The organism is Bacillus sp. FSL R7-0646 (assembly GCF_037969865.1).
Classification (GTDB): domain Bacteria; phylum Bacillota; class Bacilli; order Bacillales; family Bacillaceae; genus Bacillus; species Bacillus licheniformis.
Genome location: NZ_CP150217.1, coordinates 1,713,325 through 1,735,945 on the forward strand (window position 1 = coordinate 1,713,325; position 22,621 = coordinate 1,735,945).

Below are 22,621 nucleotides of genomic sequence, written 5' to 3' on the forward strand. Positions count from 1 at the left end.
AAGTGCGGCGCATGCACTTTCCTATTTCATAAAGAAAACGTTTGGTTTTTGTGATATTTTCAGGCACCAAACGCTTTCTTTATGATTTATAATGAATTGAAGAAGACGTTGATCAGATCGGGGGGAGATCTAAGATGGGGAAAGTATATATCGTTGGGGCAGGTCCTGGAGACCCCGATTTACTGACGATCAAAGCTTTAAAAGCCATCCAGACAGCCGATGTCATTTTGTATGACAGGCTTGTGAATAAACAGATTTTACAGCACGCCAAGGAGGGAGCGGATCTCATCTACTGCGGAAAGCTTCCGGACTACCACATGATGAAGCAGGAAACGATCAATCATTTTCTCGTCAAGTATGCGAAAAAAGGGAAAACCGTTGTCAGACTGAAAGGCGGCGATCCTTTCGTATTCGGCAGAGGCGGCGAGGAAGCGCAAACCCTCGCTGAGCACGGGGTTGCTTTTGAAATCGTGCCGGGAATCACCTCGGGAATAGCTGCCGCTGCTTATGCGGGCATTCCGGTGACACACCGGGAAGCGAGTTCAAACGTTGCTTTCGTGACAGGCCATTATCAAAAAGAAGAAAACTTTGAAGAGAAGTGGAAAGCGTTAGCCACAGGGATCGATACGCTTGTCATTTATATGGGGATTAAAAACGTGAAGCAAATTGAAAGGCTTCTGATCGAAAACGGCAGAGACCCGTCAACGCCAGCCGCTTTCATCCATTGGGGAACGACAGACAAACAAAAAACGGTGCTTTGCACGGTTGAAACGCTTGCCGGTACAGTCGAAAGCGAAAAGATTGAAAACCCGAGCCTGATTGTCATCGGGGATGTCGTTCAATTCAGCTCGCAGTTAAGCTGGTTTGAACCTGAGCTGAAAGATCCGGCATTAAGCGAGGCGCTTTAATATGAAACAAGCGATTTTATATATCGGCCATGGAAGCCGTCTGAAAAGAGCCCAAACAGAAGCAGCCGCTTTTTTGGAGAGCTGCAAAGAAAACATGTCCGCCCCCATTCAGGAAATATCTTTTTTGGAATTGGCGGCACCGGATATCGAAACCGGCTTTAAAGCGTGTGTGGAAAAGGGGGCGACGCATATCGCGGCCGTGCCGCTTCTCCTCTTGACAGCCGCACATGCCAAAAGGGACATCCCTGAAGAGCTTGCCCGTGCTTCCTCACAGTACCCTTCCGTCAGCGTCGCTTACGGAAAGCCGATCGGCGTCGATCAGGAAGTCGTCAAAGCGGTTTTTACAAGGATCGAAGAAACGGGGACGCCATATGAACATGCAAGAGTCGTGTTGATCGGAAGGGGAAGCTCTGATCCGGATGTCAAACGGGATGTTTATGATATTTGCGAACGGCTGAGAGACCTCACACCAGTGGATGAGGTCATTCCCTGCTTTATGACAGCCTGTGAGCCGCACTACCTGGATGTGTTTAAACAGCTTAAAGAACGGGACGGAAAAACGACATTCATCGTTCCGTATCTGCTGTTCACCGGTATGCTGATGAACGAGATTGAAAGGGAAACCGCAAAGCTGAAAGAAACGAATCCGAATGTCGTGCTGACGGATTACCTCGGCTTCCACCCCCATGTAAAAAACGCCTTTTTGCACCGCGTAGAGGAAGCGGTTATCAACAAAGCCGGCCGCTTTGATTTTACAGGAGCATCAGATGCTGCCGCTGCACATTAACATGAAAGGCAAAGCCGCAGTCATTGCGGGCGGGGGGAAGATTGCGGCGCGGCGGCTGAAAACGGTGCTGGCAGAAGGTGCATCCGCGACCGTCATCAGCCCTGAAGCATCAGAAGAGATGCTCGGATTGATTAACGAACACGGCATCGAATGGAAGAAGAAAAAGGCGGAACCCGGTGATTTCAAGAATGCATTTCTGATCATTCTTGCGACCGATGACCATGAGGCAAACAAGCGTCTCGCCGCATCGGCAGCTCCTGAGCAGCTCGTCAATGTTGCGAGTGAAGCGGAGCTGGGAAATGTATATGTTCCAAAAATAATCAACAGAGGAAACATAACCATATCCGTCTCAACAAACGGAGCCAGCCCGCGCCACACGATCAGGCTGGCCGGACAGATCGATGATTTGATCGATGATGAGCTCGTCCAAGAGATCGACGAGCTTTTCCGAAAAAGAAGAGGCCTGAACCCTTGAGGTTCAGGCTTTTGGCATTATTATTTTTTCAGCTTGATGATCAAGTCTTCATCAGGTGTTACAAAAACGGTTTGCTGGCTGTCGTAGGTGACAAACCCCGGTTTTGCGCCATTCGGTTTTTTGACGTGGCGTATTTTTGTATAGTCGACGGGAACCGAAGCGGAGTTTTTCGCTTTGCTGTAATATGCAGCGATCTGCGCCGCTTCCAGAATGGTTTGCTCGTCCGGATCGGTCGATTGAATGACGACGTGCGACCCCGGAATATCTTTTGTGTGAAGCCAGATGTGGTCGCGGGCGGCAAGCTTCATCGTTAAATATTCGTTCTGCTTGTTGTTTTTGCCGACGAGAATCGTTTCTCCTGAGCTGGACTCATATGCTTCGAGCGTCGGCGCCTGTTTTTTCTGTTTCTTCTGGCCCCCTTGCTGCTTGGCCCGCAAGTATTTTCCTTCGGCGAGCTCTTCGCGAATTTCGGTTATATCTTTCGGTGAGGCAGATGAAAGCTGCTGAATCAGCTGGTCGAAATAAGCGATTTCCTCTTCTGCCAATTTGATCTGCTCCTTCACGACTTCTACCGAATTTTTCGCTTTTTGATATTTTGTAAAATAGCTTTGTGCATTTTCAGAAGGCGTTTTATTAGGATTGAGCGGAATCGTGATTTCTCCGCCGTTTTCATCATAGTAGTTGATGACCTTCGCCTCTTTGTCCCCTTTTTTCAGCTGGTACAGGTTCGCTGTCAACAGCTCTCCGTACAGCTGATAGTCTTGCGCGTGTTCGGACTGCTCAAGCGTTTTTTTCAGCTTTTTGATTTTATTTTCGTTCTTTTTCTTTTCGTTTGCCGCGAAACGCTCTAAATCGTGAGCCTGCTGTTTGACGCGGTCACGCTCCGCTTTTCCGAAATAGTAGCGGTCAAGAAGTTCGCTCAGCGTATGAAAGGGCCTGTTGTCTCCTTTTATATGGGTCAGCTCAAGAAGGTAAAAATATTCTTTTCCGTCTTCTGTGGTGACAAGCTGGGGCTGAAAACGCCGGCTTTTGATTTCGCTGAACATCTCCGTCAAGACGTTTGGCAGTGTCGCCCTGTTGGCTAGACCCGCGCGAAAGACGGCTTCCTTCGCAAACAGAGGCGAGACGCCGGAGAAGGTATCGACGATCTGCCTGTCAAGTTTGCCTTCCTGGAAATTCAGATGGCGGAGAATATCTTCAGTCTCCGCTTCAAGCGGAGACAATTTGTTCTGCGCGGGAGGGAGAATGTAATCGTATCCCGGGAGCACGGTGCGGTAGCTGTTCATCGCAGGTGACAGATGCTTCAAACTGTCGATGATGACGTCTTTTTCTCCGTCTGTTAACACGATGTTGCTGTGCCTGCCCATGATTTCGACCATCAGCTTTCTTGTCAGCGTGTCGCCGATTTCGTTCCGGCTCCTGATATGAAAGACCATCATTCTGTCCATGCCGATTTGCTCGACTTGGTCGATAAAGCCGCCTTCCAGATGTTTGCGGAGGAGCATGCAGAACATCGGAGGGGTGCTCGGGTTGTCGTAGGTTTCGTTTGTCAGGTGTACCCGCGCATAACTCGGATGGGCGGAGAGCAGCAATTTGCGGTTCTTCCCGTTTGCCCTGATATGAAACACTAGCTCGTGCTTAAACGGCTGGTGGATTTTTGCGATCCGTCCGCCTCGAATCGCCTCATTTAATTCCTCGATCATTCCGTATGTAAAAATGCCGTCAAAAGACATATGAAAAACTCCCTTTTCTCGTTAATCCTCTTCGTAAAACGTCCATTCAATAATTATAGCATGATTTGGGACGAGTCTGAATAAATTGACTTATAGAGATGGATACACCAAAAGCAACCTTTAGGGCAGGAGGAGTGGACGATTCAATGAAATGGCACGAGATGGGACAAACCGAATTGTTAAATATAACAAAAACGTCCATCGACAAAGGTCTAACAGAAAAAGAGGCCGGAAAGCGGCTGGAAAGACACGGAACAAACGAACTTCAGGAAGGGGAAAAAACATCGGCGGTCGCATTGTTTTTTTCTCAATTCAAAGATTTCATGGTTCTTGTTTTGCTTGCGGCCACGTTGATTTCGGGTTTCCTCGGCGAATACATTGACGCCATCGCGATCATCGCGATCATCTTTGTTAACGGCATTCTCGGATTCTTTCAGGAGAGGCGGGCGGAAAGGTCGCTCGAGGCTTTGAAAGAACTGTCAGCTCCTCAAGTGGCTGTGCTCCGGGAGGGGAATTGGGTGAAAATTCCTTCCAAAGAGCTTGTCCCGGGAGATGTTGTCCGTTTTGCAAGCGGAGACAGAATCGGCGCCGATCTCAGACTTGTCGAGACAAAGAGCCTTGAAATAGAAGAATCGGCCCTTACAGGTGAATCGCTCCCCGTGTCCAAACAGGCAGATGCTTTTCAGGCGTCAGATGTATCGCTGGGCGATCTGAAGAATATGGCTTTCATGGGAACGCTTGTCACAAGGGGGAGCGGAATCGGCGTCGTCATCGGTACGGGTATGAACTCTGCGATGGGGAAAATCGCCGATATGCTTGAATCTGCCGGGAATACGGCGACCCCGCTGCAAAGAAGGCTTGAAGAGCTCGGCAAAATTTTGATTGTCGCCGCTTTGTTCCTGACACTGCTTGTCGTTGCTGCCGGCGTCATTCAGGGGCATGATTTATACAGCATGTTTTTAGCGGGAGTTTCCCTTGCCGTCGCTGCCATACCTGAAGGGCTGCCTGCCATTGTCACGGTCGCTCTGTCTCTCGGCGTGCAGCGGATGATCAGGCAAAAGTCGATCGTCAGGAAGCTGCCCGCGGTTGAGACGCTCGGCTGCGCGTCCATTATTTGCTCCGATAAAACCGGGACGATGACGCAGAACAAAATGACGGTCACCCATGTCTGGTCAGGCGGGAAGATATGGAACGTGTCAGGGATCGGCTATGAGCCTGAAGGCTCTTTCAGCATGAACGGGCGCGATGTGCAAGCAAAGCATCATAAACCGCTCCAGCAGGTACTATTGTTCGGCGCATTATGCAATTCATCTTCGATTATCGAAAAAGACGGGGAGTTTCGTCTTGATGGCGATCCCACCGAAGGGGCTTTGCTGACGGCGGCTCGAAAAGCAGGCTTTACGGACAAATATGTTGATGAACATTTTAAAATCATCGAGGAGTTTCCGTTTGATTCAACGCGGAAAATGATGTCTGTCATTGTGGAAGACAAGAGCGGCAAGCGCTTTGTCATTACAAAGGGCGCGCCGGATGTATTGATGAAGCGTTCGTCGCATACGCTGACAGAAGAAAAGCGAGAAATCTTCACAAAGGAAAGGCTCGCTGAAACAAGCGCGGCGCTGGAAACTCTTGCGTCACAGGCGCTGAGAACGATTGCCGTCGCGTATAAACCGATCAAAGATACAGAAAATCCCCCGCTCGAAAAAGCGGAGTCAGGCTTAACTTTCATCGGGCTGTTAGGGATGATCGATCCGCCGCGGCCCGAAGTGAAAACAGCGATTAAAGAATGCCGGGAAGCGGGGATCAAAACGGTCATGATCACCGGGGACCATGTGATAACGGCGACGGCGATTGCAAAAGATCTCGGATTGCTGCCTCCGCGCGGAAAGGTCATGGACGGCCAGATGCTGAACGAACTCTCGCAGGAAGAATTGGCGGAAATTGTTGACGATGTTTACGTATTTGCAAGGGTGTCGCCCGAACATAAGCTGAAGATCGTGACCGCCTACCAGGAAAACGGCCACATCGTCGCCATGACGGGAGACGGAGTCAATGATGCCCCTGCGATTAAACAGGCGGATATCGGCATATCGATGGGGATTACGGGAACGGATGTCGCCAAGGAGGCGTCCTCACTCATCCTTGTCGATGATAATTTTGCAACGATTAAATCGGCCATCAAGGAAGGACGCAATATCTATGAAAATATTAGAAAGTTCATCAGATACTTGCTCGCATCCAATGTCGGCGAAATTTTGGTCATGCTGTTTGCAATGCTGCTCGCTCTGCCGCTGCCGCTTGTCCCGATACAGATTCTGTGGGTCAACCTTGTAACGGACGGCCTGCCTGCCATGGCGCTCGGCATGGATCAGCCTGAGGACGATGTGATGCAGAGAAAGCCGCGGAGTCCGAAAGAAGGCGTGTGTGCAAGGGGGCTCGGCTGGAAGGTCGTATCGCGCGGATTCTTAATCGGAATCGCGACACTCGGGGCGTTTATGTTCATTTATAACCGCAATCCAGAAGCGCTTGAGTATGCACAGACGGTTGCATTTGCAACGCTCGTCCTTGCGCAGCTGATCCACGTGTTCGACTGCCGAAGCGAGCGGTCCATCTTTGACCGCAATCCGTTTGAAAACATTTATTTGCTCGGTGCAGTGCTGTCTTCGATTCTTTTGATGCTTGTCGTTATTTATTATCCGCCGCTGCAGCCGATTTTCCATACGGTTCCGATTTTAATGGCAGACTGGCTCCTGATTGTCGGAATGTCGGCGATTCCAACTTTTTTACTGGCCGGGTCACTTTTGACAAGAAAAAAATAGGCTTGTATGATATAATCTTAAAGGTAATAGAGGTTTCTATTGCCTTTTCATCTTGCGTAAATTTAAATCAAAGAAAGTCTTTTTCACTTATACGGAATTGGGTGTGTTTTATGATACGGAGTATGACCGGTTTCGGCAGCGCGAGCAAAACGAAGGATGGGCTGACAGCAGCTGTTGAGCTGAAATCTGTCAACTATCGGTTTAAAGAAGTAAACGCCCGCATGCCAAGACCTTTGCTCTATTTAGAAGACAAAATAAAGCAAACGATTTTTAAACATATACAAAGGGGGCGGCTGGAGCTGTTTGTTTCCGTTGACGACGAGGCTCTGGTCACCCGGAAAATCCAGGTTGACTGGCCGCTGCTTGAAGAGTACCAGAAAGCCGCGCGCGAAATGAAAGACCGCTGCGGGCTTTCTGGAGACATCACGCTTCAAGACGCCTTTCAGTTTGAGCATGTCATCCAAGTTGAAGAAGAGCCAATCCAAAATGACAAGCTTGAAGAGGTTCTTCTAGAAGCGGTCGAGGCTGCCGTTCTAGAATTGTGCAGCATGCGCGAAGCGGAAGGGCTGAGGCTGAAGGACGACTGCCTTCAGCATATTGAAAGGCTTGAAAAGCTGACAGACGACATCGCAGAGCTTGCTCCCAAGGTCGTCGACCACTATCGGGAACGCCTTGAGGCGCGGCTTGAAGAATGGTCAACAGACGGTCTCGATGAAAGCCGCCTGCTGACGGAAGTCGCACTGTTTGCAGACCGTTCGGATATCACGGAAGAAGTGACGAGGCTGAAAAGCCATTTCCGCCAGTTCCGCGATATTTGCAAAGCGGGAGGAGCCGCGGGGAGAAAGCTCGATTTCCTCGTCCAGGAGCTCAACCGTGAAGCGAACACGATCGGTTCAAAAGCGAATGATCACCAGATCACAAAACATGTGGTCGAAATGAAAAGCTCTATTGAAAAAATAAAAGAACAAGTGCAAAATATAGAATAGCGATTGTGCGTATTGTTTACGGATGTTCTCTGCAGGTTAAACTAGAGACGTCCAAGTACAGGGGGAACGTATAGGATGACGATTAAACTGATCAATATCGGCTTTGGAAATATCATATCCGCGAATCGGCTGATCTCGATTGTGAGTCCTGAGTCCGCGCCTATTAAGCGGATGATCCAGGATGCCAGAGACCGCGGCATGCTTATAGATGCTACATATGGAAGAAGAACCCGTGCGGTTGTCATTATGGACAGTGACCATATCATCTTATCTGCCGTCCAGCCTGAGACAGTAGCACAAAGGCTTTCCGTTAAAGAAGAAATTATGGATGAAGGGCAGGGATAAGAGCTTTATGAAAGAAAGAGGTTTGTTAATCGTTCTCTCCGGCCCTTCCGGCGTCGGAAAAGGAACAGTCAGGCAGGCGCTGTTTGCTCAGGAGGACACAAAATTTGAATATTCGATTTCGGTGACGACAAGAAAACCGCGTCAAGGCGAAAGAGACGGCGTCGACTACTTTTTTAAGACGCGCGAAGAGTTCGAAGAGATGATCGAGAACAACAAGCTGCTCGAATGGGCCGAATATGTCGGCAACTATTACGGAACACCCGTTGACTACGTCGAACAGACGCTTGAAAGCGGAAGGGACGTTTTTCTTGAAATCGAAGTCCAGGGTGCGCTGCAAGTCAGAAAGGCATTTCCTGAAGGCTTGTTTATCTTTTTGGCGCCTCCGAGCCTCGCCGAATTGAAAAACCGGATTGTCACAAGAGGGACAGAAACAGAAGCCCTGATCGAAAACCGGATGAAAGCGGCGAAGGAAGAAATCGAACTGATGGACGCCTATGACTATGTTGTCGAAAATGACAGCATTGAGCTTGCGTGCGAAAGAATCAAAGCAATCGTTCTCGCCGAACATTTACGGCGCGACCGAGTTGCTCCAAGATATAAGAAAATGCTGGAGGTTGAATAAATATGCTAGATCCGTCAATTGACTCTTTAATGAACAAACTGGATTCAAAATACACGCTCGTTACCGTATCCGCACGGCGCGCCCGCGAAATGCAGATGAACAAAGACGCGCAGATCGAAAATCCGAAGTCGCATAAATTTGTAGGCAAAGCATTGGAAGAAATTGATGCCGGACTGCTTACATTCGAAAAGGAAAATCGCTAATAGCCTTAAAAATAGCAACCTATACACTAGGTTGTTATTTTTTTCAGGGCTGGCGAACAGAACATAAGGGGGAGAAATACGATGCTGAAAAATCGCAACATCCTGCTGGGAGTAAGCGGAGGAATCGCGGTATACAAAGCGGCCGCCTTAACGAGCAAGCTCGTGCAGGCAGGAGCCAATGTGAAAGTCATCATGACAAAATCCGCCTGTGAATTTGTGTCTCCGCTCACCTTTCAGGCGCTTTCGCGCAATGAAGTATATACCAATACGTTCGAAGAACCGAATCCCCGTGTCATCGCCCATATCGATGCCGCAGATTGGGCGGATCTCGTGATCGTTGCTCCGGCTACGGCCAATGTGATCGGAAAACTCGCCTCAGGCATCGCTGACGACATGCTGACGACGACGCTTTTGGCGACGACAGCGCCGGTGTGGATCGCTCCGGCGATGAACGTTCATATGTACGACCACCCGGCCGTTCAGCGGAACATCAGCGTTCTTTACAAAGACGGCTACCGGTTTATCGAACCGAGTGAAGGCTACCTTGCGTGCGGCTATATCGGCAAAGGCAGACTGGAAGAGCCTGAGCGGATCGTCCAGTTGGCAGAGTCGTATTTTTCAAGCGAAAAAAGCGGTTTGCTTGAAGGAAAGCGCGTCGTAATTACAGCGGGGCCGACAAGAGAACAAGTCGATCCCGTCCGCTTTTTCTCCAACCGTTCGACAGGGAAAATGGGCTATGCTTTCGCTGAGGAAGCGGCACGAATGGGAGCGCACGTGACGCTGATTGCAGGCCCGACATCGCTTGATGATCCCGCAGGGGTCGACGTGATTCATGTTCAGTCCGCAGAAGATATGTATCAAGCGGCTCTGTCTGTTTTCGATGAGAGCGACATCGTCATTAAAACAGCAGCTGTCGCTGATTACAGGCCAAAACATGTCCACGATCAAAAAATGAAGAAAAAGGACGGCGGCCTCGTCATTGAGCTTGAACGGACGAAGGATATTTTAAAAGCGCTGGGAGAGCGGAAAACAAAGCAAATCTTGGTCGGCTTTGCAGCCGAAACGCAGCACGTCGAAGACTATGCCAAACAAAAGCTGGAGACGAAAAATCTCGATATGATTGTCGCTAACAATATCACGGCTGAAGGCGCCGGTTTTGGAACGGAAACCAACATCGTGACGGTGTTTCATCGAGACGGCAAAAAGACGGCGCATCCTCTAATGTCAAAGCGGGAGGTTGCCGCCGCAGTCTTGAAGGAAGCCGCTGAGCTTGCCGGATGGAGCGGGACGTCTTCATGAACTTCGCTGAAGTGATCGTCGATGTTACAACGAAAAATATCGACAGACCGTTTGATTACCGCATCCCCGACAAATTCAAAGGTATGATTAAAAAAGGGATGCGCGTGATCGTTCCGTTCGGCGCCCGCAAAATCCAGGGATTTGTCACCAGCGTGAAAGAATCGTCGGAGCTTGCCGGCCGTTCGGTTAAGGATATCGAGGATATCCTTGATCTGGCGCCCGTTTTGACGGAGGAGCTGCTTGAGCTGTCAGACTGGCTGACAGAAAAAACACTTTCTTTTAAAATTACGGCTTTGCAGGCGATGCTCCCCGCGGCTATGAAAGCAAAATACGGCAAAGAAATCAAGGTGATCGGCGATAAACCGCTTCCCGAACCGCTAAAAACCTTGTTCTCGCAAAAAGAGACGCTTTCTTATTCCGATATAAATGACCACGGAACATTAAAGCTGATTCAGCGCCAGGTTCAAGAAGGCAATCTTGAAGTGGCGTATAAAGTAAAGCAGAAAACAAACAAAAAAATGCGGAGAATGATCGCCCCCCTTTGCGCGAAAGAACATTTAAAAGAAGCGCTTGCCGGCCTCTCTCCGCAAGCTGTCAAACAAAAAGCGATCCTTCAGTTTTTCATCGACCGCAAAGAGGGCGGCGCTGTTCCGGCAAAGGATCTGATCGACAAAACGGGGGGCTCTTCCGCGTCCTTGAAAGCGCTCATCGACAAGGGGCTGTTAAAGGAAAGCGAAGAGGAGGTTTACAGGGATCCTTATCAGGACAGAATGTTCAAAAAAACCGAACCGCTTCCGCTGACTGAAGAGCAGGCGCAGGCCTACGAGGCGATAGCGGATGCAATCGAAGAAAAGCGGCACGATGTGTTTCTTCTTCACGGAGTGACCGGAAGCGGAAAAACGGAAGTCTATCTGCAATCGATCGAAAAGGTGCTGGAAGCCGGCAAAGAAGCGATCGTTCTCGTTCCGGAAATTTCCCTGACGCCGCAGATGGTCAACCGCTTTAAAGGGCGCTTTGGCTCGCAGGTAGCCGTACTGCACAGCGGGCTTTCAACAGGAGAAAAATATGATGAATGGCGGAAAATCCACCGCAAAGAAGTCCGGCTTGTCGTCGGGGCGCGCTCGGCGATTTTCGCGCCGTTTGAAAATCTCGGCATGATTATAATTGATGAAGAGCACGAAACATCGTACAAGCAGGAGGAGATGCCGAGATACCATGCGAAAGAAGCGGCGATTCAAAGGGCCAAATACCACCGGTGTCCGGTCGTGCTCGGCAGTGCGACGCCGACGCTCGAATCGTTCGCGAGGGCGAAAAAAGGCGTGTACAAGCTTCTTTCTCTCAAGCACCGCGTCAATCACCAAGTCATGCCCGACGTGTCTCTCGTCGATATGAGAGAGGAACTGCGCAGCGGAAACCGCTCGATGTTTTCCAAAGACTTAATGGCCGGGCTTGAGGAAACTCTTGAAAAAGGAGAGCAGGCCGTTCTGTTTTTAAACAAAAGAGGCTATTCCTCATTTGTCATGTGCAGGGACTGCGGATATGTCATCCAGTGTCCTCATTGTGAAATTTCATTGACGTACCACAGGTATGGACAGCGTCTGAAGTGCCATTACTGCGGCTATGAAACCGGCATGCCGTCAAGCTGCCCCGAATGCGGAAGCGAGCATATCCGCTACTTTGGTACAGGCACACAGCGGGTCGAAGAAGAATTGACGAAGGTTCTGCCGGCTGCAAGGGTGATCCGCATGGATGTCGATACAACCTCAAGAAAGGGAGCGCATGAAAAGCTGCTCACATCCTTTGGCAGAGGCGAAGCCGATATCCTGCTTGGAACGCAGATGATCGCCAAAGGGCTCGATTTCGAAAACGTCACGCTCGTCGGTGTCTTGAGCGCGGATACGATGCTTCACATCCCCGATTTCAGAGCCGCTGAAAAAACGTTCCAGCTGATGACGCAGGTGAGCGGAAGAGCGGGGCGCCACGAAAAGCCGGGCAAGGTGATCATTCAGACGTACACACCGTCCCATTACAGCATTCAGCTCACAAAAACGCATGATTATGAAACATTCTTCCGGCAGGAGATGCTGCACAGAAGGGAACAGGCCTATCCTCCATATTATTATTTGGCGCTGGTCAGCGTATCGCACGAGGAAGTGACGAAGGCGGCACTCGTGACTGAAAAAATCGCCACCTATTTAAAAAAGAACATTTCAAGCGAGGCGAAGATTCTCGGCCCTGTCGCATCTCCGATCGCCAGGATCAAAGATAGATATCGCTATCAATGCGTGATAAAATACAAACAGGAAAACCAGCTTACATCGTTGCTTAAAAACATTATGGATCATTACAAACGAGACATTGAACAAAAGCAATTGGCGATTTCGATCGACATGAATCCATATATGATGATGTAAAAATAACAGTGTGATGGAGGGCTTTTAGATTGGCAGTAAAACCGATCGTAACGTATCCGGCGGAGGTTCTTGAGACCCCTGCCGAACCCGTTGCGTCTTTTGATAAATCATTAAAGAAACTACTCGACAATATGTATGATACGATGCTTGAGCTGGACGGAGTCGGACTGGCCGCTCCGCAAATCGGCGTTTCAAAAAGAGCGGCAGTCGTCGATATCGGCGATGACACGGGAAGAATTGAACTGGTCAACCCGGAGGTCATCGAAGAGAGCGGTGAACAAACGGGTCCTGAAGGCTGTTTGAGCTTTCCTGATCTATACGGTGAAGTGAAGCGTTCCGATTATGTAAAGGTCAAGGCGTTCGACCGCCGCGGGAAACCGTTTACGATTGAAGCTGAGGGCTTTTTGGCGCGTGCGCTGCTGCACGAAATCGACCATTTGGACGGTATTTTATTCACATCAAAAGTAACGCGCTATTATGATGCGGAAGAACTTGAGGAAATGGAAGGATGATTGGATGACAAGGATCGTTTTTATGGGAACGCCGGATTTTTCCGTCCCGGTGCTCGGCACATTGATTGATGACGGCTATGAGGTAGTGGGTGTCGTCACCCAGCCTGACCGCCCGAAAGGCAGAAAAAAGGTGATGACTCCGCCGCCTGTCAAGGAGGAAGCGCTGCGCCGCGGCATTCCCGTGCTCCAGCCTGAGAAAGTGAGGGAAGAAGCGGAAACGGACAAGATTTTGGCGCTTGAACCCGATTTAATCGTAACGGCGGCATTCGGACAGATCCTGCCGAAAAAGCTCCTCGATTATCCGAAATACGGCTGTATCAATGTCCATGCCTCTCTTCTGCCGGAGCTGCGCGGAGGAGCCCCGATCCATTACGCCATTCTGGAAGGCAAAGAGAAAACAGGCGTGACGATCATGTACATGGTCGAAAAATTGGATGCAGGCGATATGCTCGCCAAGGTTGAAGTTGACATCGAAGAAACAGATAATGTCGGCACGCTCCACGATAAGCTGAGCAAGGCCGGAGCTGCGCTTCTTTCCGAAACGGTTCCGAGAATCATTGACGGTTCGGTAACCCCGGAAAAACAGGATGAACAGAAAGCGACATACGCGCCGAACATTAAACGCGAGCAGGAACTGATCGACTGGTCTAAGCCCGGCGAAGTCCTGTACAACCAAGTCAGAGGCTTGAATCCTTGGCCTGTCGCATACACGGTCTTAAACGGCCAGACGCTGAAAGTATGGGCCGCGAAAAAATGCCAAGCCTTAAAACAGGCAGAGCCGGGGGAGATCGTCACCGTTGAAAAAGACGGCATTGTCGTCGCAACCGGAAATGACACCGCGTTAAAATTAACGGAAGTGCAGCCTGCCGGCAAAAAAAGAATGAAGGCTGAAGATTTTGTCAGGGGAGCGGGTCTTCAAGCCGGAATGAAATTGGGTCATGACGATGAAAAATAATGTGAGAGAAGTCGCGCTTGATGCACTGATTAAGCTTGACCAGAATCAGGCATACAGCAATCTTTTGCTTCAGTCTGCCATGAAAGCGAACGATTTAAGCGACAAAGACAGAGGCCTTTTGACAGAACTCGTTTACGGCACCCTTCAGAATAAGCTGGCGCTTGATTATATGCTGAAGCCGTTTATTAAAAAGCCGGAAAAGGTGAAAGACTGGGTCATCCATCTGTTGAGAATGTCGCTGTATCAGATGGAATACCTGGAGAAAATCCCTGACCGGGCCGCTCTTTTTGAAGCCGTTGAAATCGCTAAAAGACGCGGGCATAAAGGAATATCTTCATTTGTTAACGGTGTTCTGCGCTCCGTTCAGAGGGAAGGAGTGCCTTCCTTTGCGGATATTGCCGATCCGATTGAACGCCTTGCGGTTGAGACAAGCCATCCGGAGTGGCTTGTCAGAGAATGGACGGATGCCTACGGGTTCGAAGCGGCAGAACAAATCTGCCGGATTCATATGATCCCGCCGAAGCAGACGATCCGCGTCAACAGGCTGAAAAACGACCGGGATACGCTTCTTTCCCGTCTGAATGAAGCGGGGATTGAGGCGGAAGAAGGCGACTTGTCCAAAGACGCTGTCAAACTGCTGAAAGGAACGATTGCGTCCACTCCTTTTTTCAAAGAAGGCGAAGTCACCATACAAGATGAAAGCTCAATGCTAGTAGCGAGAGCCCTTGGACCTGAGCGGGGAGAAACAGTGCTGGATGCATGCGCAGCTCCGGGAGGAAAATCCACTCATATCGGCGAACTGCTCGAAGATACGGGAAAGGTCGTCTCCCTGGACCTTCATCAGCATAAAGTAAAGCTGATCAAAGAAGCGGCAGGCCGGATTGGACTTTCCAACATTGAAGCAAGAGCGCTGGATGCCAGAAAAGCCGGAGAAGTCTTCGAACCGGAACAGTTCGACCGGATCCTCGTCGATGCCCCGTGTTCGGGCTTCGGCGTCATCCGCAGAAAACCGGATCTCAAATACAGCAAAACGCCCGAAGACAGCGCGCGTCTCGCCGGGATTCAGCTTGCGATTTTAAACGAAATCGCACCTTTATTGAAAACAGGCGGGACATTGGTTTACAGCACATGCACAATGGACCCGACCGAAAATGAACAAGTCATGCATGCTTTTTTGGAAGAACACGACGAATTTGAAGCGGACCCCACCCTCGCCGAGCGGCTGCCCGAAAAAGCGGCGCCGTATGTCAAGGATGGAAGCATTCAAATCCTTCCCCACTACTTTGGAACGGACGGCTTCTTTATTTGCAGCATGAGAAAGAAGGGATCACAATAATGGAATCGAAACAAAAAGTAAGAAAAGAATTGCGGACAGAAAGACCGTCCATCTATTCTTTTGAAATAGAAGAACTGAAAAGCTGGCTATCGGAAAACGGCGAGAAGCCATTCCGCGCCGCGCAAATATTCGAATGGCTATACGAAAAGAGAGTCACGTCATTTGAAAAGATGACAAACCTTTCAAAAGAGCTGCGGACAAAGCTGAATGAGCATTTCGTATTAACGACGCTGAAAACGGCCGTCAAACAGACTTCCCAAGATGGAACAATGAAGTTTTTATTCGAGCTTCATGACGGCTACACGATCGAGACCGTATTAATGCGGCACGAATATGGCAATTCTGTTTGTGTAACGACACAGGTGGGCTGCCGGATCGGCTGTACGTTCTGCGCATCGACCCTCGGCGGCTTAAAGCGGAACCTGGAAGCCGGAGAGATCGTCGCACAGGTTGTCAAAGTGCAGCAGGCGCTTGATGAAACAGATGAACGCGTCAGCTCAATCGTCATTATGGGAATCGGCGAGCCGTTCGATAATTTTCAGGAAATGCTTGCGTTCTTGAAAATCGTCAACCATGATAAAGGACTGAATATCGGAGCGCGCCATATCACCGTATCAACGAGCGGGATCATTCCGAAAATCTACGAGTTTGCAGACGAAAAGCTGCAGATCAACTTTGCGATTTCTCTGCACGCGCCGAACACTGAGATCAGAAGCCGGCTGATGCCGATCAACAGAGCCTACAAGCTGCCCGATCTGATGAAAGCGGTCGATTACTACATTAAGAAAACCGGCAGAAGGGTTACGTTTGAATACGGGCTTTTCGGCGGTGTCAACGATCAGGTTGAACACGCGGAAGAGCTGGCTGAATTGCTAAAAGGAATCAAATGCCACGTCAACTTGATTCCGGTCAACTATGTACCTGAACGAGACTATGTCAGAACACCGAAAGAACAGATTTTCGCCTTTGAAAAAACATTAAAGTCTCATGGAGTAAATGTCACGATCAGAAGAGAGCAAGGCCATGATATTGACGCTGCCTGCGGACAGCTTCGTGCAAAGGAGCGCCAGGAAGAGACGAGGTGAATCAAGGTTGAAAACAGCCTTAAAAACGGACAGGGGAAAAATACGCCAGCACAATGAAGACGATGCCGGCATTTTCACAGAAAAAAATGGACTGGTATTAGCTGTTGTCTGCGATGGAATGGGAGGTCATCTGGCCGGCGATGTCGCCAGCAGGATGGCCGTCTCAGCCCTTCGTGATATTTGGGAGGAAACCGAAGAAGTCCCGGCTTCGCCGGCTGAAAGCGAAGCGTGGCTGAAAGAGCAGATTTCAGCCGTCAACCAAAAACTTTTCGACCATTCGAGGGCCCACGAAGAGTGCCAGGGAATGGGGACAACGGTCGTCTGCGCTTTATACACGGGAAAAACGCTGACGGTCGCCCATATCGGAGACAGCCGCTGCTATCTCCTGCAAGGCGGAAGTTTCATACAGCTGACGGAAGATCACTCGCTTGTCAATGAACTCGTGCGGACTGGGGGGATTTCGAAGGAGGATGCTGAACACCATCCGCGGAAAAACGTGCTCACAAAAGCTCTCGGCACAGATCCCGAAGTGAAGGTAGAAGCCCACACATTTGAAATCGAACCGGGTGATCAAGTGCTATTATGTTCTGACGGGCTGACGAATAAAGTGGATGATGAGACACTGAAGGATATGCTCACGACTCTTTCTTCTGCGGAGGAGAAAGCGGATCAGCTCGTTCAGCTGGCCAATGACAACGGCGGCGAAGACAATATCACCGTCGCGCTATTGGAACTTCCTTCTCAAATTGAAGAAGGTGAAGACAAGTGTTAATCGGCAGACGGATCAGCGGACGTTACGAAATCCTGCGCGCCATCGGCGGCGGGGGGATGGCGAACGTTTATTTAGCGCTGGACATCATCCTCGACCGTGAAGTCGCGATTAAAGTGCTGCGGTTTGACTTCGTTCACGATGCCGATTTTATCAGGCGGTTCAGACGGGAAGCGCAGTCCGCTGCAAGCCTCGACCACCCGAATATCGTCAGCATTTATGATGTCGGAGAAGAAGATGACATCTATTATATCGTGATGGAGTATGTCGAGGGGATGACCCTGAAAGAATACATAAATCGAACAGGCCCACTTCATCCGAAAGAAGCGGTCCAAATCATGGAGCAGATCGTATCCGCCATCGCACATGCCCATGATAACCAGATTGTCCACCGGGATATTAAGCCCCACAACATTTTGATCGACCATATGGGCCACATTAAAGTGACTGATTTCGGCATCGCCATGGCGCTCAGCTCGACGACCATCACGCACACCAACTCGGTTTTGGGCTCTGTCCATTATTTGTCGCCCGAACAGGCGAGAGGCGGATTATCGACGAAAAAATCCGATATCTACTCGCTCGGCATCGTGCTTTTCGAGCTGCTGACGGCGCGTATGCCGTTTGAAGGAGAATCGGCGGTCAGCATCGCGCTGAAACATCTCCAATCAGAAACGCCGTCGGTGAAAAGATGGAACCCGGCCGTGCCGCAAAGCATAGAAAACGTCGTCCTGAAAGCGATGGCAAAAGATCCATTCCATCGCTATGAAGCGGCCGAAGAGATGGAAAACGATTTGAAAACGGCTTTCGACCCGGACCGGCTCAACGAAAAGCGCTTCACGATTCCATCCGATGATGAGATGACGAAAGCTGTTCCGATCATCAAGAATCTGCCGGAAAACGGGAGCAGCTCGCAATCCGGCGGCGGAGAAGAGGAAGCGGCTCCATTATCAAAAAAAGAAAAGAAGAAGCAGGCAAAAGCAAACAAGAAGAAAAAAAGAAAGAAATGGCCGCTTATATTGCTGACGGTGTTTTTCGTTCTGGCTGCGTCAGCCGTCTTGGCTTTAACGGTGTTTCCGTCGCTCTTTATTCCGAAAGATGTGGCCGTTCCCGATGTTGCCGGCCTTGAATATGAAGAAGCCGTCATCAAGCTTGAAGACGAAGGATTTGAAGTTGATCCGAATGCTGAAGACATTGCCGACGATAAAATTGAAGAAGGGCTGATCGTGAAGACGGACCCTGCAGCCGGCGATATCGTGAAGGAAGGTTCAACTGTCAAGCTATATAAAAGCTCAGGCAAAGAGAAAACTGAAGTCGATGATGTGGTCGGCCAGAAAGTCGATGCCGCCAAGAAGCTTCTTGAGCAAAAAGGCTTTAAAAACATCAAGACAGAAGAAGTGCACGATGAAGAAGAAGCGGGAACCATCATCGAACAGGACCCTGCAGCCGGAACCGAAATCGTTGCCGCCGACGACGAGGTCAAATTAACGGTCAGCCTCGGTCCGGAAGCCATTACTTTAAGGGATTTAAAAACATACAGCAAACAGGCGGCTTCGGGCTATTTGGACGACCATCAGCTTGTCCTTGTCGAAAAGGAGGCGCATTCTGAAGACGTGCCGGAAGGTCAGGTCATTAAACAAAAGCCGGAGGCGGGGGCATCAGTCAAGCCGGGAGACAAAGTCGAGGTCACGTTTTCGCTCGGACCTAAACAAAAGCCCGTCAAAACGGTGACCGAGAAAATTGATATTCCTTATGAACCGGGAGCGGCGGGCGAAGAACAAAACGTCCAAATTTCGATCGATGATGAAGAACACAGCATTTCTGACGTCTACGAAAATTTCAAAATCACAGCGCCGGCAGAGCGGACGATCAAATTCAGGATTGCGCCCGGCCAAAAAGGGTATTATCAAGTAACGATCAACGATAAAGTAGTCAGGTCAAAAACGATTGAATATCCTGAGGATGAATAAGGGAGGTGCGATATGCCTGAGGGCAAAATCATTAAAGCATTAAGTGGATTTTACTATGTATTGGATGGCGATCAGGTCATTCAGTGCAGAGGAAGAGGGGTTTTCAGAAAAAATAAAGTAACCCCTCTCGTCGGCGACGATGTTGTCTACCAAGCCGATAACGATAAGGAAGGCTACATTCTCGAGATTAAAGACAGATTCAATGAATTGGTCAGACCTCCGATCAGCAACGTGGATCAGGCGGTTCTCGTGTTTTCGGCAAAGGAGCCGACATTCAGCACGTCGCTTTTGGATCGTTTTTTAGTGCTGGTTGAGGCGGGTGATATTAGGCCGATCATATGCATCACGAAAATGGACCTTGTGGATGATGACGCGCTGAAAGAGCAGATTCATCAATATGCCGAAGACTACCGGAACATCGGGTACAGCGTCTATTTGACATCAATGAAAAGCGGAAGAGGCATCGAAGACATCATCCCCCATTTTCAGGATAAAATCACCGTATTCGCCGGCCAGTCCGGCGTGGGCAAGTCTTCGCTTTTAAATGCGATCAGCCCTGACCTTGAACTGAAAACCGCCGGGATTTCCGCCCACTTGGGAAGGGGAAAACATACGACGCGCCATGTGGAGCTGATCGATATAAACGGCGGGCTCGTCGCGGACACCCCGGGCTTCAGCTCGCTTGAGTTTGCCGGTATTGAAGCTGAAGATTTAGGGCAGACATTTTTGGAAATCGGCGAAAAGAGCGCCGAATGCAAGTTCCGCGGATGCCTGCATATAAAAGAACCGAACTGCGCCGTCAAACGCGCCGTGGAAAACGGTGAAATCGCCCAGTATCGCTACAACCATTATGTTGAATTTTTAACAGAGATCAAAGATAGAAAGCCGAGGTATTAAGATATGGTATATGTTGCTCCTTCTATTCTTTCAGCCGATTTTGCCCGTCTAGGGGAGGAAATTCGAGATGTTGAACAAGGCGGCGCCGATTTCATCCACATCGATGTGATGGACGGCCATTTCGTTCCCAACCTGACCATCGGGCCGCTTGTAGTGGAAGCCGTCCGCCCGATCACTGAGCTTCCGCTCGACGTTCATTTAATGATCGAAGCGCCTGACCGCTATATACCTGCTTTTGCAAAAGCGGGCGCCGATATTTTGTCCGTCCATGTTGAAGCATGCCCGCACCTTCACAGGACGATCCAGCTCATCAAAGAGCAAGGGGTCAAAGCGGGAGTCGTCTTGAATCCGCATACCCCTGTGCAGCAGATCGAGCATGTGCTTGAAGACCTTGATCTCGTATTATTGATGACGGTGAATCCGGGCTTCGGCGGACAGTCGTTTATTTCCTCGGTCCTGCCGAAAATCAGGCAGGTCAAGGAGATGGCTGAGCAAAAAGGACTTGCCGATCTGCTGATTGAAGTGGACGGTGGCGTCAACAAAAATACGGCAAGACAGTGTATTGAAGCGGGAGCGAACCTGCTTGTCGCAGGATCTGCCGTTTATAACGAAAAAGACCGCAAAAAAGCCATTTCCGATATAAAAGGTGCGCTTGGGTAAGGTTTCCTGATGAAAGAGAGCCGGCTTTCTGCAGCTGCGCTCTTTTTTTAGGGCGTTCACAGAAAGGATAATGCGATGAAAACGATCAATATTGTAGCGGGAGGCCCCGATCATCTTATTCCCGACTTGCTGCAGTATCAGGCCGGGGATGCGCTTTGGGTCGGGGTTGACAGAGGCGCTGTCACCCTTTTGGATGCGGGGATCGTGCCTGATGAAGCATTCGGGGATTTTGACAGCATCACAGACGAGCAAAAAAAAGCGATTGAAAAGGCCGCTCCCCGCCTCCATATTTATCAGGCGGAAAAAGATCAGACGGATTTGGACCTTGCGTTGAGCTGGGCTGTCGGACAGCGTCCTTCATTTATTAGAATGTTCGGCATTTCGGGAGGCAGAGCAGACCATTTTCTCGGGAATCTGCACCTTCTTTATACCGCGATGAAGCAAAACGTCAAGACCGTCATGATCGACCGCCAAAATACGATCAGCATGCATCCCCCAGGCTCCTATACCGTCATGCATGATCAAACAAAACCGTATATTTCATTCCTGCCGTTTGCGGAGACGGTAAAAAACCTTTCTCTCGAAGGATTTAAGTATTCTTTAAATAAGTGTCATATTGCTCTCGGTTCGACACTATGTATTAGTAACGAACTCATCCATTCACAAGGTGCTTTTTCGTTTTCAGAAGGCATATTAATAATGATAAGAAGCACTGATTAAATATCCTGGCGCTTCCGCTCGCTTTGTGTTTGGGATCCGATGTTGAAGGTGGATGCGGTTGCGGACTCTTTGAGGAGGGAAGGGAATGAAATTTTACACCATCAAATTACCGAAGTTTTTAGGGGGAATCGTCCGGGCGATGCTTGGCTCGTTTCGCAAAGACTAAGAAGCGCCGGGTGCGCTTTTTTTGCGGAGCGGCCCGGATGGCAAAAGAACGAAAAAACGCCTGCCTAAAGCGTACAGTCGCTCTTGGCAGGCGTTTATTTTTTCTTATACACGCTCAACTTTTCCAGATTTCAAAGCTCGAGCAGATACATATACTTTTTTAGGCTTGCCGTTCACAAGGATGCGCACTTTTTGAACGTTAGCGCCCCATGTGCGTTTAGAAGCGTTCATCGCGTGAGAACGAGAGTTGCCAGAACGTGATTTTCTGCCTGTAATAACGCATTTACGTGCCATTTGTTTCCCTCCTAACTATCAAAAAAAACATCATCATTCTTTATCAGTTGATCACCTGTGATGCTTCAGATACTTTAATAATTTACCACAGCTGAAAACCGTTTGCAACTATTGATTGCTCTGCTTTCAAGAAAAATTCCTTGACATCTTGAAAAAATGAACGCGCTGTAGTATAAGTAGGGTTAGGTTTGGAGAGAAGCCTGCCTGTTCTTTTAAAAAGAAGGTCCTTATAGTAGAATGATTTATAACCAGAGGTCAAAAGCGAGACTCGAAAAGGAGGAACCAACGTGTCCATTGAATTCCGAACAAAATACGGACAGATTGATATATCAAACGAAGTGGTCGCCATGGTTGCAGGAGGCGCAGCGATCGACTGCTACGGGATCGTAGGTATGGCATCCAAGAACCAAATTAAAGACGGACTGACTGAAATCCTCAGAAAAGAAAACTTTGCAAGAGGCGTCATCGTCCGCCAGGAAGAGGATCGTATTCATATTGACATGTACATCATTGTCAGCTACGGAACAAAAATTTCAGAAGTGGCACATAATGTTCAAACAAAAGTCAAATATACGCTCGACCATACAGTGGGTCTTGCAGTGGATTCCGTAAATATTTACGTTCAAGGAGTACGAGTGACGAACCCGTAGTTAGGAGGAAAACAAGA

Annotated in this window: 23 protein-coding genes; 21 read left to right on the forward strand and 2 right to left on the reverse strand. The window is 49.4% G+C overall.

Annotated features, from left to right (window positions below):
* The first annotated feature begins 134 nt into the window (after nt 1–134).
* The 3 genes from cobA to MKY62_RS08800 are packed head-to-tail and all read left to right on the forward strand — an operon-like array spanning nt 135 to nt 2,170.
* Complete coding sequence (gene cobA, locus MKY62_RS08790; RefSeq protein ID WP_003181644.1) at nt 135–908, forward strand: uroporphyrinogen-III C-methyltransferase; 774 nt, start codon at nt 135–137, stop codon at nt 906–908.
* A gap of 1 nt (nt 909) precedes the next feature.
* Nucleotides 910–1,695, forward strand: a complete 786-nt coding sequence (locus MKY62_RS08795) for a sirohydrochlorin chelatase (protein ID WP_003181646.1) — start codon at nt 910–912, stop codon at nt 1,693–1,695.
* On the forward strand, nt 1,676–2,170 hold the full coding sequence (locus MKY62_RS08800; RefSeq protein ID WP_003181648.1) for an NAD(P)-dependent oxidoreductase: 495 nt from the start codon (nt 1,676–1,678) through the stop codon (nt 2,168–2,170). Before MKY62_RS08795 ends, MKY62_RS08800 begins: the two co-directional genes overlap by 20 nt.
* Nucleotides 2,171–2,190: 20 nt before the next feature.
* On the opposite strand, the gene MKY62_RS08805 is transcribed toward MKY62_RS08800, so the two are convergent.
* Nucleotides 2,191–3,903 (reverse strand): NFACT RNA binding domain-containing protein, encoded by a 1,713-nt coding sequence (locus tag MKY62_RS08805; protein WP_009328535.1) that lies wholly within the window; start codon nt 3,901–3,903, stop codon nt 2,191–2,193.
* Nucleotides 3,904–4,049: 146 nt separating this feature from the next.
* On the opposite strand from MKY62_RS08805, the gene MKY62_RS08810 reads away from it, so the two are divergent.
* The 17 genes from MKY62_RS08810 (at nt 4,050) to spoVM (ending at nt 21,661) form a co-directional block, all read left to right on the forward strand.
* The gene (locus MKY62_RS08810; protein WP_016886440.1) at nt 4,050–6,722 is read left to right on the forward strand and encodes a calcium-translocating P-type ATPase, SERCA-type; all 2,673 of its coding nucleotides are present in this window, start codon (nt 4,050–4,052) and stop codon (nt 6,720–6,722) included.
* Between the two features lie 110 nt (nt 6,723–6,832).
* Complete coding sequence (locus tag MKY62_RS08815; RefSeq protein ID WP_003181655.1) at nt 6,833–7,708, forward strand: YicC/YloC family endoribonuclease; 876 nt, start codon at nt 6,833–6,835, stop codon at nt 7,706–7,708.
* 75 nt (nt 7,709–7,783) lie between these two features.
* On the forward strand, nt 7,784–8,053 hold the full coding sequence (remA, locus tag MKY62_RS08820) for an extracellular matrix/biofilm regulator RemA (RefSeq protein ID WP_003181657.1): 270 nt from the start codon (nt 7,784–7,786) through the stop codon (nt 8,051–8,053).
* 7 nt (nt 8,054–8,060) lie between these two features.
* On the forward strand, nt 8,061–8,675 hold the full coding sequence (gene gmk, locus MKY62_RS08825; RefSeq protein ID WP_003181659.1) for a guanylate kinase: 615 nt from the start codon (nt 8,061–8,063) through the stop codon (nt 8,673–8,675).
* A gap of 2 nt (nt 8,676–8,677) precedes the next feature.
* Nucleotides 8,678–8,878, forward strand: coding sequence for a DNA-directed RNA polymerase subunit omega (gene rpoZ / locus MKY62_RS08830; RefSeq protein ID WP_003181661.1), 201 nt, complete (start codon nt 8,678–8,680; stop codon nt 8,876–8,878).
* Nucleotides 8,879–8,959: 81 nt separating this feature from the next.
* Nucleotides 8,960–10,177, forward strand: coding sequence for a bifunctional phosphopantothenoylcysteine decarboxylase/phosphopantothenate--cysteine ligase CoaBC (coaBC, locus tag MKY62_RS08835; RefSeq protein ID WP_016885767.1), 1,218 nt, complete (start codon nt 8,960–8,962; stop codon nt 10,175–10,177).
* Nucleotides 10,174–12,591, forward strand: a complete 2,418-nt coding sequence (gene priA / locus MKY62_RS08840; RefSeq protein ID WP_011197970.1) for a primosomal protein N' — start codon at nt 10,174–10,176, stop codon at nt 12,589–12,591. The genes coaBC and priA overlap by 4 nt, the downstream gene beginning before the upstream one ends.
* Before the next feature lie 29 nt (nt 12,592–12,620).
* Complete coding sequence (def, locus tag MKY62_RS08845) at nt 12,621–13,103, forward strand: peptide deformylase (RefSeq protein WP_009328532.1); 483 nt, start codon at nt 12,621–12,623, stop codon at nt 13,101–13,103.
* 4 nt (nt 13,104–13,107) lie between these two features.
* On the forward strand, nt 13,108–14,058 hold the full coding sequence (gene fmt / locus MKY62_RS08850) for a methionyl-tRNA formyltransferase (protein WP_003181670.1): 951 nt from the start codon (nt 13,108–13,110) through the stop codon (nt 14,056–14,058).
* Nucleotides 14,048–15,394 (forward strand): 16S rRNA (cytosine(967)-C(5))-methyltransferase RsmB, encoded by a 1,347-nt coding sequence (gene rsmB / locus MKY62_RS08855; RefSeq protein ID WP_003181671.1) that lies wholly within the window; start codon nt 14,048–14,050, stop codon nt 15,392–15,394. The genes fmt and rsmB overlap by 11 nt, the downstream gene beginning before the upstream one ends.
* A complete protein-coding gene (gene rlmN / locus MKY62_RS08860; RefSeq protein WP_025805142.1) occupies nt 15,391–16,479 on the forward strand; it encodes a 23S rRNA (adenine(2503)-C(2))-methyltransferase RlmN in 1,089 nt (362 codons plus the stop codon). Before rsmB ends, rlmN begins: the two co-directional genes overlap by 4 nt.
* 7 nt (nt 16,480–16,486) lie before the next feature.
* Nucleotides 16,487–17,251 (forward strand): Stp1/IreP family PP2C-type Ser/Thr phosphatase, encoded by a 765-nt coding sequence (locus MKY62_RS08865; protein ID WP_003181675.1) that lies wholly within the window; start codon nt 16,487–16,489, stop codon nt 17,249–17,251.
* Nucleotides 17,245–19,218: a Stk1 family PASTA domain-containing Ser/Thr kinase gene (gene pknB, locus MKY62_RS08870; protein ID WP_003181678.1), complete on the forward strand. Its 1,974-nt coding sequence runs from the start codon at nt 17,245–17,247 to the stop codon at nt 19,216–19,218. The genes MKY62_RS08865 and pknB overlap by 7 nt, the downstream gene beginning before the upstream one ends.
* 12 nt (nt 19,219–19,230) lie before the next feature.
* Nucleotides 19,231–20,115, forward strand: coding sequence for a ribosome small subunit-dependent GTPase A (gene rsgA / locus MKY62_RS08875; protein WP_003181680.1), 885 nt, complete (start codon nt 19,231–19,233; stop codon nt 20,113–20,115).
* A gap of 3 nt (nt 20,116–20,118) precedes the next feature.
* A complete protein-coding gene (gene rpe / locus MKY62_RS08880) occupies nt 20,119–20,775 on the forward strand; it encodes a ribulose-phosphate 3-epimerase (protein ID WP_003181681.1) in 657 nt (218 codons plus the stop codon).
* Between the two features lie 75 nt (nt 20,776–20,850).
* Nucleotides 20,851–21,495 carry a thiamine diphosphokinase gene (locus tag MKY62_RS08885; RefSeq protein ID WP_003181683.1) on the forward strand — a complete coding sequence of 215 codons (645 nt, stop codon included), beginning with the start codon at nt 20,851–20,853 and terminating at the stop codon, nt 21,493–21,495.
* 85 nt (nt 21,496–21,580) lie between these two features.
* Nucleotides 21,581–21,661: a stage V sporulation protein SpoVM gene (spoVM, locus tag MKY62_RS08890; RefSeq protein ID WP_003221545.1), complete on the forward strand. Its 81-nt coding sequence runs from the start codon at nt 21,581–21,583 to the stop codon at nt 21,659–21,661.
* A gap of 104 nt (nt 21,662–21,765) precedes the next feature.
* On the opposite strand, the gene rpmB is transcribed toward spoVM, so the two are convergent.
* Nucleotides 21,766–21,954 carry a 50S ribosomal protein L28 gene (gene rpmB, locus MKY62_RS08895; RefSeq protein ID WP_003181685.1) on the reverse strand — a complete coding sequence of 63 codons (189 nt, stop codon included), beginning with the start codon at nt 21,952–21,954 and terminating at the stop codon, nt 21,766–21,768.
* 287 nt (nt 21,955–22,241) lie between these two features.
* Here rpmB and MKY62_RS08900 point away from each other — a divergent pair, with 287 nt between their 5' ends.
* A complete protein-coding gene (locus MKY62_RS08900; protein WP_003181687.1) occupies nt 22,242–22,604 on the forward strand; it encodes an Asp23/Gls24 family envelope stress response protein in 363 nt (120 codons plus the stop codon).
* Nucleotides 22,605–22,621 lie beyond the last annotated feature (17 nt).

What these genes read in the sequence shown, in the direction of transcription:
- rpoZ (WP_003181661.1), top strand. Translation starts at nt 8,678, where the DNA reads ATGCTAGATCCGTCAATTGACTCTTTAATGAACAAACTGGATTCAAAA.
- rpmB (WP_003181685.1), bottom strand. Translation starts at nt 21,954, where the DNA reads ATGGCACGTAAATGCGTTATTACAGGCAGAAAATCACGTTCTGGCAAC.
- MKY62_RS08805 (WP_009328535.1), bottom strand. Translation starts at nt 3,903, where the DNA reads ATGTCTTTTGACGGCATTTTTACATACGGAATGATCGAGGAATTAAAT.
- priA (WP_011197970.1), top strand. Translation starts at nt 10,174, where the DNA reads ATGAACTTCGCTGAAGTGATCGTCGATGTTACAACGAAAAATATCGAC.
- spoVM (WP_003221545.1), top strand. Translation starts at nt 21,581, where the DNA reads ATGAAATTTTACACCATCAAATTACCGAAGTTTTTAGGGGGAATCGTC.
- rsmB (WP_003181671.1), top strand. Translation starts at nt 14,048, where the DNA reads ATGAAAAATAATGTGAGAGAAGTCGCGCTTGATGCACTGATTAAGCTT.
- MKY62_RS08885 (WP_003181683.1), top strand. Translation starts at nt 20,851, where the DNA reads ATGAAAACGATCAATATTGTAGCGGGAGGCCCCGATCATCTTATTCCC.
- rpe (WP_003181681.1), top strand. Translation starts at nt 20,119, where the DNA reads ATGGTATATGTTGCTCCTTCTATTCTTTCAGCCGATTTTGCCCGTCTA.
- cobA (WP_003181644.1), top strand. Translation starts at nt 135, where the DNA reads ATGGGGAAAGTATATATCGTTGGGGCAGGTCCTGGAGACCCCGATTTA.
- MKY62_RS08800 (WP_003181648.1), top strand. Translation starts at nt 1,676, where the DNA reads ATGCTGCCGCTGCACATTAACATGAAAGGCAAAGCCGCAGTCATTGCG.
- MKY62_RS08795 (WP_003181646.1), top strand. Translation starts at nt 910, where the DNA reads ATGAAACAAGCGATTTTATATATCGGCCATGGAAGCCGTCTGAAAAGA.
- MKY62_RS08815 (WP_003181655.1), top strand. Translation starts at nt 6,833, where the DNA reads ATGATACGGAGTATGACCGGTTTCGGCAGCGCGAGCAAAACGAAGGAT.
- remA (WP_003181657.1), top strand. Translation starts at nt 7,784, where the DNA reads ATGACGATTAAACTGATCAATATCGGCTTTGGAAATATCATATCCGCG.
- gmk (WP_003181659.1), top strand. Translation starts at nt 8,061, where the DNA reads ATGAAAGAAAGAGGTTTGTTAATCGTTCTCTCCGGCCCTTCCGGCGTC.
- MKY62_RS08810 (WP_016886440.1), top strand. Translation starts at nt 4,050, where the DNA reads ATGAAATGGCACGAGATGGGACAAACCGAATTGTTAAATATAACAAAA.
- fmt (WP_003181670.1), top strand. Translation starts at nt 13,108, where the DNA reads ATGACAAGGATCGTTTTTATGGGAACGCCGGATTTTTCCGTCCCGGTG.
- rsgA (WP_003181680.1), top strand. Translation starts at nt 19,231, where the DNA reads ATGCCTGAGGGCAAAATCATTAAAGCATTAAGTGGATTTTACTATGTA.
- coaBC (WP_016885767.1), top strand. Translation starts at nt 8,960, where the DNA reads ATGCTGAAAAATCGCAACATCCTGCTGGGAGTAAGCGGAGGAATCGCG.